The organism is Streptococcus sp. KHUD_012 (assembly GCF_052588255.1).
This window is the reverse complement of the sequence record NZ_CP159355.1, coordinates 928361-942606: the sequence shown is the minus strand read 5'-3', so window position 1 is coordinate 942606 and position 14246 is coordinate 928361. Positions and strand designations below refer to the sequence as shown.

Sequence of the window (14246 nt, the reverse complement as noted above, 5' to 3'; positions counted from 1 at the left end):
TCTATTCAAATATAAACTGGTGTAAGCGTGGCATGGAATCAAATAAATAGGTCGAAAGCCCTGCAGCCTTCCCAGCTTCTATATCGATCGGACGATCTCCGATGACCAGACCGTCTTGAATGCCATATTTTTCCTTCAAATAAAGCATAGAGGCTGGGTCTGGTTTTCGAGGAAAGCCCTCGTCTGCTGTTACAATCTCCGTAAAGTAGGGTGCAATGCCTGTCTGTTCAATAAGGGTCAAAACTTGGCGATCCCGATGAGATACCAAAAAATGGCGTCCTCCATGTACTTGGATCTCTTCTAGTAACTCTTTTGCTCCCTCAAATAAGACCGGCTCTTGCAAGCCCAAGGCTTCTTTTTTCTTGTATTCCGTACGAAAATTGGAAATATGAGGGGCAAAGGTTTGAATTGCATCCTGTGTTGAGATTTTTAATGCTGCATAAACAGAATCATGATCGGCTTGGATGTGAAAGTCCTTCAATGTCGCTACAAAGGCATTTGTGGACGTTTCGTAATTATCCAATAGCGTCCCACCAAGATCCCATATAAAATCATGATAATTCATAGTCAATATTATACCACAAATGGACAAAAAAAATAAGCTAAAACCCTCATTTAGGGGGGATTTTAGCCATTTTTTACGGTCATTTCATTTTAAATCATAGAGAAGTCATTTTCCGTCATAGAATGTAAACTTTCACCAGAAAATATGGTGTCCAAAAGAGCAATTTTAAGCATCTCCAAAGACATCTTGATAGAGCATTCCTTGACGAAGACTTTGGGCATCTCCTCCAAATTGCTCTACCAAGGCATAGGCTAAGGCTAGGGCTGTTGAAGGACCACGACTGGTGAGAAGATTACCATCTTTCACCACTGTTTCTTTCTGATAATGGCCATCTTGAATCTCTTCTTCAAAGCCATCGTAACACGTATAGTGTTTATCTTTTAAGAGACCTGCACGCGCCAAAACAATGGGGGCAGCACAAATTGCAGAGATGGTTTTTCCTTTGCCACTTTCTTCCTGAAGGGCTGTGATCAATTCTGCATTGTCCCTCAAATTCGCTGCTCCTGGCATCCCACCTGGTAAGAAGATTCCATCATAATCTGAAAGATCTCCACTCCAAAGGCGATCTACTTCCACTGTAATTTGGTGAGAACCTGTGACTGTTTCTTCCATGCCAATGAGGTCGCAGTCAATCCCAGCACGTCTCAAAACATCGACAATGGTCAAGGCTTCAATTTCTTCAAAACCGTTTGCTAAAATCGTTGCTACTTTTTTCATTTTCATTCCTTCTTTCTAACTATTGCGCCTTTTTAAGGACTACTTTTTTACGGATTGGAACCTCTTCTTCTGGTCCTTTCTTTTTACTACTATGATTATATATTGAGAGTACTAGGCCAATACCAATCAGATTACTAATAATAGAGGAACCTCCTTGTGAGATAAAGGGGAGAGGAATCCCCGTCAAGGGGAGAAGGCCCGTTACCGCTCCGACATTTTCAAAAATATGAAAGACCAGCATCATAATAAATCCAATGGAAATATAGGTATAAAATTGGTTGTTGGACTGGAGGGTGATTTTTAAAATACGGTAAATCAGGGTCACATATAAAATCAACAGCACCAGAGCTCCAACAAAGCCAAAGTCTTCTGCGACGACTGTAAAAATCATATCACTTTCCCTTACGGGAACCAATAAATTAGATACATTAAATCCTTGACCAAAGAGTCCACCACTGGCAATGGCTAGCTGTCCTTGCGCCTGCTGGTAGGTGGTTGTTTGTGCATAGTCAAAAGGATTTAACCAGGCTAAAATACGGTTCATTTGGTAGGTTGGCATCCCTACTTGCTGGTGCAGAAAAGCCCGACCCCCTTCTGATAGAAAGAGAAAGAGAAAGCCTGCTAACCCACCTGCCAGAAGCAAGATGACCGGCAAGATTATTTTCCAAGAAACTCCTGAAACGAGCACTAAGCCCGCAAAGATGGCCAAGAATACTAAGGCCGTTCCCAAGTCCTGCTGGAGGGCCAATAAGGCAAAGACCGGAATTGTATAGATGGTCAACTCTAGAATTAAAAACCAATCTTGTCGTAACAATCGCTCACGCCCCTTATTTCTTTGTAAAAATCGAACAATAGAACGTGACAGCATCAGGATGAAGGGAATCTTCATAAATTCTGAAGGCTGAAATAAGGTGATGTTTCCATAAGCTACCCAGTTTTTTGCACCTGTTGAAGCCACCAAGTTTGGATTATAAAAAACAAGAGGAAGAACCATCAAGGCCAAGCCTAGTAGGTAAAGAAAGGGAGTGATTTTCCAAAGAAATTTCGTACTAAAAATCGTCACAATCAGGCAAATGATACATCCCACACCAATCCAGGCTAATTGCTGCCCCAAAAAAGGCCACACCATTTGGGGATAATCATGAGAAACTGCCACATAAACGGATAAGATCCCTATTATAAGTAGGGTGAAGACAATTCCAATGATCGAATAATCCAGGTGGATCGTCCAAAAATGATGTTTCTTCATTCACGTTCCTTTCTGTGAGAATCATCAAATTAATTAATAGAACAACATCTGTAGAATCAAGCTAGATCCTGCCACACAGAACCAAGCAATCAAACCTACCAGAAGGGGGGCTGCTCCTGCCGCACGGAACTGTTTCCAAGAAACCTTGCTTCCGATTCCAACCAAGGCCATGGCCATAAAGAGGTGAGAAAGGTCATTTAGGTAAGGTAGGACCACTTTAGGTACCAGGCCAATAGAAGAAAGAATGGAAGCCACAATAAACCAGATAATAAACCAAGGAATAATTTTCTTTAACATTCCTTTGTTTCTTCCTTGTTGTTTACTCCGATACCATTTTAAACCGATCAAGCCCAAACAAACTGGTACAATCATCAGGGCGCGTGTTAACTTAACAATTGTAGCCATTTGCCCCGCTGCTTTACTGTAAGAAAATGCTGCTGCTACAACAGATGACGTATCGTTAATGGCTGTTCCTGACCAGAGGCCAAATTGGAAATTAGACATATGCCATAAATGCCCTAATACTGGAAAGATAAAGACAGCCAAAATGTTGAAGAAGAAAATAGTTGACATAGATAGGGCAATTTCCTCTTCGTCTGCTTCAATGATCGGCGCTGCTGCTGCAATAGCAGATCCACCACAAATAGCTGTACCAAACCCAATTAAGGTCCGTAGATGAGATTTCAGGTGGAAGACTCTCCCAAAAATAATAGCTGCAAGAAAGGCAACGGTTATCGTTGGCAGACTAATCTTTAAAGAAGACAAACCTGTAGAGGCAACTGTCGCAATGGGCAAGCTAAATCCCATGAAGATAATCGAATACTGCAACAATTTCTTACCGGACCAGTTCAAGCCTGGTCGTGAATTCTCCGGCAAATCCACAAATTCATTAAGGACAATTCCTAAAATTAAGGCAAAAACACTGGAGCCAATAATGGGAAAGAAAGTTCCCAACAACATAGCACAAAGTGCCAGTACAAATGCAATTGCAAGTCCAAATCCTTTATTTTTCATTTTCTCAATTCCTTTCAAAAAAGTCAGCTGCTTGCTCAACAAGCCGCTCTCTCACTGTCGTGTGAAGGGGCAACACTTGTTGCAAACCATCCAAAATTTGTTTTCCATATCGCTTGGTTACCACCCGCTGATCTAATAAAAGCACCAAAGATTCCTGATCTTGAAAACGGCTGGTTCTCCCAATAGCCTGTTTTAGCCTTAAAATCGCGACTGGAAGACTATAGTCGTAAAAGGGATTTTTCCCCTGTTCTCTGAGTTTTGTATTCAGCTTTTGAACCATATAATCTTTAGGATTGTCAAAAGGAAGGCGCGTGATGATTTGAATCACTTCTTTTTGTTGGGAGAAATCGACTCCCTCCCAGAAGCTTCCTGTTCCCAATAAAATGGAGCTTTCTCCTCGGTCAAATCGTCGCTTAATATTGGCTGCATCCCCATTTCGATACTGGGCCAAGTGAGGAAACTTCAATGCGTTTGACGTCTCCAGTAACAATTCTTTTGAAGTAAACAAAAGAAAAATTGGCTTTCGTAAAGGAAGGAGTTCACCGACGAGCTGACAAATCTCCCCTGCGTATTCCACTGAAGATAAAGAAACGACATCTGGAAAATCTATCGGCACCAATAATTCCTGGTGTTGTTTGACTGTTATTGGCACCCGGTAGATCTGCTGCTCTTTGTATCCCAAAAGGGCAGGTAAATGCACCTTTTTGCTGATCGCGATCGTCGCTGATACAAAGAGCACGGGCACTTCTTCAGGAACAAACTCCTTAAAGGATAGCAAGTCCTCAACTCCTCCGTGGAGACGAAGAATCTGGTGGCTTTCGACCACTTCCTTGTCCATCCAAAAGGTTTGGTAGCGCTCATCAAACAATTCCCTTAGATTCTCTAATGATTCGTTTTTTAATTCTGAGACATCCTGTCGAATTTTTGCCACTGTTTGATCTGATAAGATCGCTGTTTTTCCTTGTACAACTTCCTTAGAGCAGGCATTTAATTCAAATTGAATACTTTCCAGCAAACGCCGTTGCAGAAGATCTTTTTCCTCTTCGATGGCGTGTTGCAAGCTTAGAAGAAGAGATTGCAAGGTTTCTTCTCTCTGTGAAAACTGCTCCAAAGCAAAGAAGAGTTTTTGCGCTTCATCCACAACCAGAACAGATTCTTGAAGTAGACTCTTATCATCTTCTAGACGAGTTAACAGATAGGCATGATTGGTCAGAATTACCCGGCTGGTTTTCACTTTTTCCTGGCCGAGGCGCCAAAAATCTTCTTGATAAAAAAGCGAACGTTTCGACAATTGGCCATCGTGGCAAATGTCAGCTACAAAATGAAGATGACGATAGAGTTGACCAATTTCACTGAGCTCTCCCGTTTCCGTCATCGTCAGCCAAACCAACAGTTGCATTTTAAAGCGTCGGATCATCCCATTATCTGACTCACTCTGTAAGGCCTCATAAAATTTATCGAGTTGGATGTAATCCTTGGGACTTTTCAGGCTATGAAAGGGAATTTGGAAAAGATCTTGGATAGTCTTTCCTTCCTTCTTCATAATTTGATCCTGAAGAATTTTAGTCGGAACACTGACAAGAATGCGCTTGGATGTTTTCGCCAAAAGCGTTAATAGATAGGCATAGGTCTTCCCAATACCCGTTGGCGCTTCAATAAAACTCGGAAGTGGCTGTTGCAAACTGTCCTCGATATAGGCAACAAATTCTCTCTGCTCCGGATAAGCCTCCATTCCCAACAGCTGCATATTGAGTTCAAACTGTTCAGACAAATGACGACTTTCTAAAAACTGCTGTGGCTTTCGCAGATAGAGACCATGAACCTCTACTAAATGAGCTGGTAAAAAAAGGCTACTGTCTTCAAGCGCATCTTCTATTAAGAGTCGTGATTCATAAATCAAACAATCTGCCATCGAAAGAAGTTTTTCGATCAATCCCCTTGGTAAACTAGCAATTTTCTCTCTCAATTTCAACAGCAGCTGGGCTGTTGCCATAGCATCCGCTAAAGCGGAGTGAGCATGGTGTAACTCAATTTCCAGTTCAGCTGCAAGCGCTCCTAAATTGTAGCGTTCTAAAGTCGGATAGAAAATTTGAGACAATTCAACCGTATCAATCCGAGGAGTCGTTAGCTCAAATCCTTCCCAAAAGAGGGCTTCTGCTAATAAATTCGCATCAAATTTGACATTATGGGCCACAAAGACGGCATCTTCTATTAATTCAAAAATTTCTTTTGCCACTTGTGCAAACTCTGGTGCTTTTTTCAAGCGAGCATCTGTCAGGCCAGTCAATTGTTTGATATGCTCATCCAATCGTTCATGGGGATTCACATCCGTCTCATAGGATTGCATAATCCTCCCATCTTCGATGATGACAATCCCAACCTGAATGATCTTAGCATTGCTTCCAGCACTGGTCGCTTCCAGATCCACAATGGCATATTTCCGTTTCTGTCTTGTCATAATACTTAAAATTATATCACGTTTGAGCAAGCTCTGCAGATTTTTTTCTCCTTTCAGGCTGACTTCAATCCTGTTATTTTCCTTACAATTTGATACACTATTCTAGAAAGGAGTCCTTATGAAAATCTATCGTACTGTTAATCCTATAGCTTATGAAAACACCTACTACCTTGAAAATGATCACTCCCTCATTCTTGTCGATCCAGGTAGCGACTGGGCGACTATTCAAAAACAATTGGATCGCATCGGAAAACCAATCGTAGCAATTCTTTTAACCCATACGCATTATGATCACATTATGAGTCTTGAAAAGGTTCGTCAGACCTATCATTTCCCACCTGTTTATGTCCATCCAGCAGAAGCCAGTTGGTTGTCTTCTCCTGTCGATAATTTATCTGGTTTGGATCGTCATGCGGATTTAGAAGATGTTGTATGCAAGGAGGCCGACTTCCTTTATGACATTCGCTCCGATTACCAAATAGCTGATTTCCACTTTTATGTTCTGGAGACACCAGGCCACTCTGCAGGAGGGGTTTCCATCGTCTTTCCTCAGGATCACCTGGTTCTATCTGGTGATGCCCTTTTTCGCGAAACCATTGGACGGACCGATCTTCCAACAGGGAACGCGGCACAGTTGCTTAGCAGTATTAGAGAAGAACTCTTTTCCCTTCCATCTTCCTATACCGTCTATCCTGGTCATGGCCCTGAAACTTCTATTGGTCACGAGAAGATGTTCAATCCCTTCTTTAGACAATCTTAAAGAATCATGTATCCTCCTTCCTGTCCTAATAAAAGGATACAAAAAAAGCAAGTGCGAACTTGCTTTTTTATTATATCTTAAGAAAACGTCTCATGGAGATTGAAGAACCAATCGCCCCAATCAAAATTCCTAATCCAAAGAGGCCACCGACCATGATCGGTACCAAGAGATGAGGGCTATAGAGATACAAGTTTTGATCTGCCAAGTTATTGTTCATAGATGTATAGACAACATTATAAACATAAAAGACCAAAGCTGAAGGAACCAAGGCTCCCAAGAGACCGATCCAAGCACCTTCTAAAAGGAATGGTGCACGAATATAACCATTTTTTGCTCCTACCAGTCGCATAATCTTAATCTCACGACTACGTGAAATGATGGTAATCCGAATGGTATTTGAAATCAAGAAGACTGCGATGAAGATCAATAAAGCTACACCAATCAAGCCCCAGTTTCGGATGAAGGTTCCAAGAGCGAACAAACGTTGGGTATCGACCCCACCATCTTTTACCTCAGAAACTCCTTCAATTTTTTTGGCATCAGCCGAAACTTGCTTTACATATTTAGGAGCCGTTGTCTCTACATAATAAGCATCATAGAGAGGATTGGCATCTCCATCAAAAATCTTCCAGTTGTTCCCAGCCGTTTTGATCAGTTTATCATACTGTTCTTCCTTGCTAGAAAAATCAACCTTGTCGACATGCTTCATGGCTGTCAGAGCATCGTAGACCTTATGGTAGTTTTCATTGGTCACGGTTTGACCGTCTTTTTCAATCTGCTCGCTCTGATCTTGAATATCCTTGCGCATGTATACTACAACCCGCACACTGTTTTGAATATCATCTGAAAGCTTAATGGTATTGGCAATAACTGAAGCGAAAATAGCAACCAAGCTAAGGGTAATCATAACCGAGCTGACCGCTGCAATCGTCATCCAACCATTTCGTTTCAAGCTTTTAAGCGATTCGATTAAGTGTCGGAAAAATCTTCTAATCATCGTATCCGTACTCTCCTTCCGCTTCATCACGCACTACACGACCATTTTCAATCGCGATGACACGGTGACGTAAAGTATTTACAATCTGGCTATTGTGGGTCGCCATCAATACTGTGGTCCCTTGCAGATTAATCCGCTCCAAAAGATTCATGATTTCCCATGAATTATCTGGGTCCAAGTTCCCCGTTGGCTCATCCGCAATCAAGACTTTCGGATTGTTGACGATCGCACGAGCAATCGCAATCCGTTGTTGCTCTCCACCGGACAATTCATTCGGGAATGAGCGGACCTTGTGTTTCAATCCGACAAGATCCAAAACTTCCATAACACGCTTTTTAATATTGCGACGGCGCTCACCGATAACTTGCATTGCGTAGGCAATATTTTCATAAACGGTTTTCTTTGGAAGCAATTTATAATCTTGGAAGACCACTCCCACATTGCGTCGCAACATAGGAATATCGCGTTTTTTGATTTTATCCAAATCAAAATCAGCTACTTTCAAACTTCCTTTATCGTGTTTGACTTCACGGTATAAAAGTCGAATAAAGGTCGACTTCCCTGCACCAGAAGGTCCTACGATGTAGGCAAATTCTCCTGGTTCAATTTGGACAGAGACCCCGCGAAGGGCCGTCGTCCCGTTGTCATACTTTTTGACAACATCTTTCATTTCAATCATTGACATGTAATGAAATTCCTTTCATTCTTTTCTGGTTGATTCCCTCTAGGTTATTGGAGACGCCATTTAAGGTAGGCATCGATAAAGCCATCGATATCTCCATCCATCACCTTGTCCACCTGCGCTACTTCGTAGTTGGTCCGGTGATCCTTAACCATCGTGTAAGGGGTAAAAACATAGGAGCGGATTTGACTTCCCCAGGTGATTTCTTTTTTATCCCCTTTTAGAGAATCCACTTCTGCTGCTTTTTTCTCTTGCTCTAATTGGTAGAGTTTAGCTTGCAACATCTTCATCGCACGATCACGGTTCCCGTATTGGGTCCGATCCACGGTGGACGCCACTACAATCCCTGTCGGAATGTGGGTCAAGCGCACCCCTGTAGAGACCTTGTTGACGTTTTGTCCACCAGCTCCACCAGAGCGGAAGGTGTCCATCTTGATATCATCATCACGAACTTCGACTTCGATGGTATCGTCTAATTCGGGCATGACCTCAACAGATGTAAAGGAGGTATGACGACGTTTAGCGGAGTCAAATGGAGAGATCCGAACCAAACGGTGTACCCCCATTTCAGATTTCAGAAGACCGTATGCATGTGGCCCTTCAAAGGATAGGGTCACAGACTTGATTCCAGCCTCATCTCCAGCCTGATAGTCCAAGACTTCAACTTTAAAGCCGTGGGCATTCCCAAAACGAGTATACATCCGAAGAAGCATGTCGCCCCAGTCCTGAGCTTCTGTTCCTCCTGAACCTGGGTGGATTTCTAAGATGGCATTATTATTGTCATAGGGTTCAGACAATAGCAAGGTCATCTCATAGCTGGTCATACGTTTATCCAGCTCCTCCAACTTCTCGATCAATTCTTCCTTGACCGAATCATCTTCTGCCAAAAAGTCCAGTAAGATTTCTGACTCATCAAAGAGATCCACCATTTGATGGAAATTTTCATAGGTCTGCTTGAGTTCATTTAATTCTTGAGATGTCTTTTGCGCAGCAATGTTATCATCCCAAAAATCAGGTTCTGTCATTTTATTTTCTAAAATGGCAATTTCTTCTTCCAATGCCTCTAAGTCAAAGAGACCCCCTGAAAGAAGCTAATTTTTCACGATTTGCGTCAATTTTTTGACGAATTTCTGAAATGTCCATAAGTACCTCTTTCTATGTATCTAGTCTATTATATCATAACCTTCACTATTTGCCCACCTTCCAATATTGGATCTGCTGGTTGACAACTGCCAAGCCAGCTGATTTTCAGCATTTTTTCTATTCATTTGTAACCTAATTGTTAGAAAAAAAGATGCTCTTATGCTAGACTGGTAGCATGACAACAGTAGCTTTTATGTCCGATTTACATATTGATTCAAACAACTTCGGCAAAGAAGAATTAGAGACTCTGATCACTCTTTTCAAGGACAAAAAAATTCAACATCTCCATATTGCAGGAGATATTGCCAACGGCTTTGAAAAGACGTCACAGGAATTTTTAGACCAACTTCAATGTCACCTTCCAGTGACCTTTAGCCTAGGAAATCATGATATGCTGGGCCTATCAGAAGAAGCCATGAGACCTTTTGAATTTCAAAAAATCTCATTCTCCAATCATACGCTTCTTGCCTTTTCGGGCTGGTATGACTACAGCTTTGTTCCTACTATTTCTCCCCAAAAACATCTCCAAACCAAGAATCTGTTTTGGTTTGACAGACGCCTCCAACGAATGGGATCTGATCCAGCCATTACCCAACGTCTGTTGCAAGAACTGGAACAAGAGCTCATGCGTGTAGACCAACCCCTGATCATCGCCATGCACTTTGTTCCTCATAGTCAGTTTCTCCTGCGCCACCCTTATTTTGAACGCTTTAATGCTTTTCTAGGGAGCCAAGCCTTTCATGAGCTTTTTCGGCAATTCCCTGTCAAAGATGTCATATTTGGACACAGCCACCACAGAATTTCAGATAGGAAAATCGACAATATCACCTATCATGCCAGACCTTTAGGCTATGTCCGAGAATGGGAGCTTTGCAAACAATTTTTCGATGCTTTTCCTGAATATGATTTTCCAAAACGATACGATCCCTACAAACGCTATCGCAGAATCAAAGACCTCCCCGAATTTAAAGCATACAAGAAAAAACAGCTCGCTCATGAATTTTCTCAAACCATGACGATCCTTGAACTATAAAAAAAATTGGCTCCTTCGGAACCAATTTTTTTACTCTTCAGTATCCAAGAGATTTTTTGCAACGATTGCAGCCAGAACACCACCGACAATTGGAGCCAAGATAAAGATCCAAATTTGTTGAAGGGCTGCACCACCAACAAAGAGGGCAGGTGCCAAGCTACGAGCTGGGTTAACAGAAAGTCCTGTAATGTTCAAACCAACAAGAATAATTAAAGTCAAGCTCAAACCGATCACAAGACCAGCGATCTTGCCATTACCTTTGGTAGCTGAAGTCACTGTCATGATGACCAAAATAAAGATAAAGGAAGCAATTACTTCAAACAAGAATCCGCCAAATGGAGTCACACCCTTCGCTAGGGCATTTTCACCAAGACTAGCTGTTGACATACCTGAATTTGACAAGAGGAAGAGTACTGTTGCAGATGCGAGAACCGCACCCACTACTTGCGCTGCAATATAATTAACCAAGTCCTTTGAAGACAAGCGTTTGTTCACAAACATGGCAATCGAAACAGCCGGGTTCAAGTGGGCACCCGAAACAGTCCCAATTGAGTAAGCTGCTGCGACAATAGATAAACCGAATGCCAAGGCAATTCCTAAATGTCCCAGACCTTCTGTTCCATTTCCAAAAACAACTGCGCCAGTCCCGATAAAGACAAGCATAAATGTACCGATTACTTCAGCAAAAAACTTTTTCATAACTAAGTTTCCTTTCTTCAAACTGTTGACTAGTTTATCAAAAATCTACACGTACCTCAAGAAATATGCCCAGTCCATTTTGCCCGCAAAAAAAGCCATCCGGAGATGACTTCTTTTATATTTAAATGGCGTTTTTATCTTTTCCAAGTGCACGTTGAACGGCTTTAACAATCTCAACAAGAACAACAATCAAGAGCGAACCAATCATAACAGCTAACCATTGTGTCAAGCTTAAATGAGACACATGGAAGAGTTTGTTAAATCCAGGGATAATGATGGTCGCCATCAAGAGAACAAAGGCAACTGGAATCGACCAGTTAAAGGTCTTGTTCTTGAAGAGTCCCACTTTAAAGATGGATTGGTAAACCGATTTAACGTTAAAGGCATGGAGCAATTGGATCAAACCAAGAGTTGCAAAGGCCATGGTCAAAGCATCTGCATGGATTTCGGCACGAGTCGCATGTTCTGGAGAGAGTAAGGCCCAGCCATAAACACCAAGAACTAGCATGGTTTGGAAGATTCCTTGATAAAGAATGGCTCCAAAGACCCCACCGTCAAAGAAGTTAGATTTACGTCCACGAGGTTTGTGAGTCATGACACCGGGCTCAGCTGGTTCCACACCAAGAGCGATGGCTGGAAGAGTATCGGTTACCAAATTGATCCAGAGAAGATGCACTGGTTGCAACACATCCCAACCAAAGAGTGTTGCAAAGAAGATGGTGAAGACTTCAGCCATATTGGCGGACAAGAGATACTGAATAGATTTTTGGATATTGGAGAAGACCTTCCGTCCTTCTTCTACCGCTACGATAATAGTGGCGAAGTTATCATCGGCAAGGACCATGTCTGAAGCTCCCTTAGAAACTTCTGTACCTGTAATCCCCATACCGATACCGATGTCAGCTGTCTTAAGTGATGGTGCATCGTTGACCCCGTCACCAGTCATGGCAACAACTTTTCCTTCATTTTGCCAAGCTTTCACGATCCGAACCTTGTGTTCAGGTGATACACGAGCATAAACAGAATATTGCTTGAAGACCTTTTGGAATTCTTCGTCAGAGAGTTCATTCAACTCAGCTCCTGTAAAGACATGGTCTTCTGTATCATTTGGATCGATGATTCCCAGACGTTTAGCAATCGCTTCTGCTGTATCTTGGTGGTCACCCGTGATCATGATTGGACGGATACCCGCTTCCTTAGCAACACGAACCGCTTCAGCTGCTTCTGGACGCTCAGGGTCAATCATACCGACCAAACCAGAGAAGATCAAGTCAGACTCAACAATTTCAGATTCCAAGGTTGGAATTTCCTTGCTTGTCTTATAAGCCATCATCAAGACACGAAGGGCCTGTTTAGCCAAGTCTTTGTTGGTAGCAAGGATAGCTTTCTTATCTTCATCCGTAATAGGACGAACTTCCCCATTAACTTCAATACGCGTCACACGTTTGAGCAATTGGTCAGGAGCCCCCTTAACAGCGATAAAGTATGAACCGTCCGCTTCCTTATGGATAGTTGACATAAGCTTACGGTCTGAGTCAAATGGCAATTCTGCCACACGTGGCTCATCCTTCAGAATTTCGCGAACATCAAAATTGTGATCCAAACCAAACTGTACCAAAGCAGTCTCTGTTGGGTCCCCAATCAACTTGCCAGATGGATCTACCTTGGTATCATTGGCAAAGTTCATGATGCGAAGCGTATTGTTGCTTGTTCCAATTTCGGTTGCTGCACTTTGTAATTGACCGTTGGTATAGACTTTTTCAACCGTCATTTGGTTCATGGTCAAAGTACCTGTTTTATCAGATGCGATGATTTCTGTTGAACCAAGTGTTTCAACCGCTGGCAATTTACGAACAATCGAATTGCGTTTGGCAAGGGTTGTTGTTCCCAAAGAAAGAACGATGGTTACAATGGCAGGAAGTCCTTCTGGAATCGCCGCAACCGCAAGGGCAACAGCTACCATCAAGCCTTCCAATGGATGTTCCCCACGAACGAAGACACCAACTAAGAAAGTAATGACCGCAATCACAACAATTAAGTAAGTCAAGGCTTTAGATAATTGTTCCAAGCTTTGCTTCAATGGTGTTTCAGTCTCATCGGCATTAGCCAACATATCTGCAATCTTACCAACTTCTGTATACATACCAGTGTTTGTTACGACACCAATACCACGACCATAAGTTACATTTGAGTTTTGGTAACCCATATTAACGCGGTCCCCAATACCAGCATCTGCTTCAACAAGTCCTGTCACATCTTTTTCAACTGGCACAGACTCCCCTGTAAGAGCTGCTTCTTCAATTTTAAGAGAAGCTGCTTCAAACAAACGCATATCTGCAGGCACGACATCTCCCGCTTCAAGCAAGACGATATCTCCGGGTACCAATTCTTTTGAGTCAATCTCAATAACATGGCCATCACGACGAACACGAGCCATGGGGCTAGACATATTTTTCAGAGCTTCAATGGCTGCTTCTGCTTGCCCTTCTTGGTAAACCCCAAAGGCAGCATTCAAGACAACAACGGCCAAGATGATCATGGCATCCGTTAGACCGTCCATTCCTTCTGTAATCACAGAAAGTGCCGCTGCCACAAGCAAGATGATAATCATCAAATCCTTAAATTGATCAAGGAATTTAGCTAGTAGGCTACGTTTTTCACCCTCTTCCAACTCATTACGACCATAATTCGCTAAGCGTTCTTGAGCCTGGGCGGTTGACAAACCTTCGACAGATGAGTCCAAGTTCTTTAGGACTTCCTCAGAAGATTGCGTGTAAAACAAATCTTTATTTTGTTCTTTTGACAAAACAGTCTCCTCCTTTTTGGCCTCTTTTTACAAAAAAAGAGACCTGTTTTTTAAAAAAACAAGTCTCGCTGTTTAATATAGTGCCGGAAATAATTCGTAATGACGACACTATCGCGGAAAACC

Annotated in this window: 12 protein-coding genes; 2 read left to right on the top strand and 10 right to left on the bottom strand. The window is 42.3% G+C overall.

Features of this window, described 5'->3' with window-relative positions; translation table 11 throughout:
* Nucleotide 1: 1 nt before the first annotated feature.
* From ABVF55_RS04490 to ABVF55_RS04470, 5 genes are all read right to left on the bottom strand, one after another.
* Complete coding sequence (locus ABVF55_RS04490) at nt 2–565, bottom strand: HAD-IA family hydrolase (RefSeq protein WP_320909905.1); 564 nt, start codon at nt 563–565, stop codon at nt 2–4.
* A gap of 165 nt (nt 566–730) precedes the next feature.
* A complete protein-coding gene (locus tag ABVF55_RS04485; protein ID WP_320909904.1) occupies nt 731–1282 on the bottom strand; it encodes a DJ-1 family glyoxalase III in 552 nt (183 codons plus the stop codon).
* 19 nt (nt 1283–1301) lie between these two features.
* On the bottom strand, nt 1302–2531 hold the full coding sequence (locus tag ABVF55_RS04480; protein ID WP_049523486.1) for an FtsW/RodA/SpoVE family cell cycle protein: 1230 nt from the start codon (nt 2529–2531) through the stop codon (nt 1302–1304).
* A gap of 33 nt (nt 2532–2564) precedes the next feature.
* Nucleotides 2565–3545: a YeiH family protein gene (locus ABVF55_RS04475; RefSeq protein ID WP_049472428.1), complete on the bottom strand. Its 981-nt coding sequence runs from the start codon at nt 3543–3545 to the stop codon at nt 2565–2567.
* 4 nt (nt 3546–3549) lie between these two features.
* Nucleotides 3550–6003 (bottom strand): bifunctional DnaQ family exonuclease/ATP-dependent helicase, encoded by a 2454-nt coding sequence (locus tag ABVF55_RS04470; protein ID WP_445285598.1) that lies wholly within the window; start codon nt 6001–6003, stop codon nt 3550–3552.
* 118 nt (nt 6004–6121) lie between these two features.
* On the opposite strand from ABVF55_RS04470, the gene ABVF55_RS04465 reads away from it, so the two are divergent.
* Nucleotides 6122–6763 carry an MBL fold metallo-hydrolase gene (locus ABVF55_RS04465; RefSeq protein ID WP_320909902.1) on the top strand — a complete coding sequence of 214 codons (642 nt, stop codon included), beginning with the start codon at nt 6122–6124 and terminating at the stop codon, nt 6761–6763.
* A 70-nt stretch (nt 6764–6833) separates the two neighbouring features.
* Here ABVF55_RS04465 and ftsX read toward each other — a convergent pair whose 3' ends face one another.
* The 3 genes from ftsX to prfB all read right to left on the bottom strand — a co-directional run bounded on the left by ftsX (nt 6834) and on the right by prfB (nt 9585).
* On the bottom strand, nt 6834–7760 hold the full coding sequence (gene ftsX / locus ABVF55_RS04460; protein WP_042759907.1) for a permease-like cell division protein FtsX: 927 nt from the start codon (nt 7758–7760) through the stop codon (nt 6834–6836).
* Complete coding sequence (gene ftsE, locus ABVF55_RS04455; protein ID WP_003008021.1) at nt 7753–8445, bottom strand: cell division ATP-binding protein FtsE; 693 nt, start codon at nt 8443–8445, stop codon at nt 7753–7755. The genes ftsX and ftsE overlap by 8 nt, the downstream gene beginning before the upstream one ends.
* A 44-nt stretch (nt 8446–8489) precedes the next feature.
* Nucleotides 8490–9585, bottom strand: a protein-coding gene (gene prfB / locus ABVF55_RS04450) for a peptide chain release factor 2 (protein WP_100209015.1) whose coding sequence is annotated in 2 segments (ribosomal slippage) — nt 8490–9512 and nt 9514–9585 — 1095 coding nt in all. Because the reading frame shifts where the segments join, the coding sequence is not laid out codon by codon here.
* Between the two features lie 175 nt (nt 9586–9760).
* Here prfB and ABVF55_RS04445 point away from each other — a divergent pair.
* Nucleotides 9761–10618, top strand: a complete 858-nt coding sequence (locus tag ABVF55_RS04445) for a metallophosphoesterase (protein ID WP_201089235.1) — start codon at nt 9761–9763, stop codon at nt 10616–10618.
* A gap of 30 nt (nt 10619–10648) precedes the next feature.
* On the opposite strand, the gene ABVF55_RS04440 is transcribed toward ABVF55_RS04445, so the two are convergent.
* Together ABVF55_RS04440 and ABVF55_RS04435 are read right to left on the bottom strand one after the other, a co-directional pair.
* Entirely contained in the window at nt 10649–11317 is a 669-nt protein-coding gene (locus ABVF55_RS04440; RefSeq protein ID WP_045759670.1) for an MIP/aquaporin family protein, read from the bottom strand.
* Nucleotides 11318–11438: 121 nt separating this feature from the next.
* On the bottom strand, nt 11439–14123 hold the full coding sequence (locus ABVF55_RS04435) for a cation-translocating P-type ATPase (protein WP_320909901.1): 2685 nt from the start codon (nt 14121–14123) through the stop codon (nt 11439–11441).
* Nucleotides 14124–14246 lie beyond the last annotated feature (123 nt).

Coding starts and splice junctions, on each gene's coding strand:
- ABVF55_RS04440 (WP_045759670.1), bottom strand. CDS start 11,317: ATGAAAAAGTTTTTTGCTGAAGTAATCGGTACATTTATGCTTGTCTTT.
- ABVF55_RS04470 (WP_445285598.1), bottom strand. CDS start 6,003: ATGACAAGACAGAAACGGAAATATGCCATTGTGGATCTGGAAGCGACC.
- ABVF55_RS04480 (WP_049523486.1), bottom strand. CDS start 2,531: ATGAAGAAACATCATTTTTGGACGATCCACCTGGATTATTCGATCATT.
- ABVF55_RS04445 (WP_201089235.1), top strand. CDS start 9,761: ATGACAACAGTAGCTTTTATGTCCGATTTACATATTGATTCAAACAAC.
- ABVF55_RS04475 (WP_049472428.1), bottom strand. CDS start 3,545: ATGAAAAATAAAGGATTTGGACTTGCAATTGCATTTGTACTGGCACTT.
- ABVF55_RS04465 (WP_320909902.1), top strand. CDS start 6,122: ATGAAAATCTATCGTACTGTTAATCCTATAGCTTATGAAAACACCTAC.
- ftsE (WP_003008021.1), bottom strand. CDS start 8,445: ATGTCAATGATTGAAATGAAAGATGTTGTCAAAAAGTATGACAACGGG.
- ABVF55_RS04490 (WP_320909905.1), bottom strand. CDS start 565: ATGAATTATCATGATTTTATATGGGATCTTGGTGGGACGCTATTGGAT.
- ABVF55_RS04485 (WP_320909904.1), bottom strand. CDS start 1,282: ATGAAAAAAGTAGCAACGATTTTAGCAAACGGTTTTGAAGAAATTGAA.
- ftsX (WP_042759907.1), bottom strand. CDS start 7,760: ATGATTAGAAGATTTTTCCGACACTTAATCGAATCGCTTAAAAGCTTG.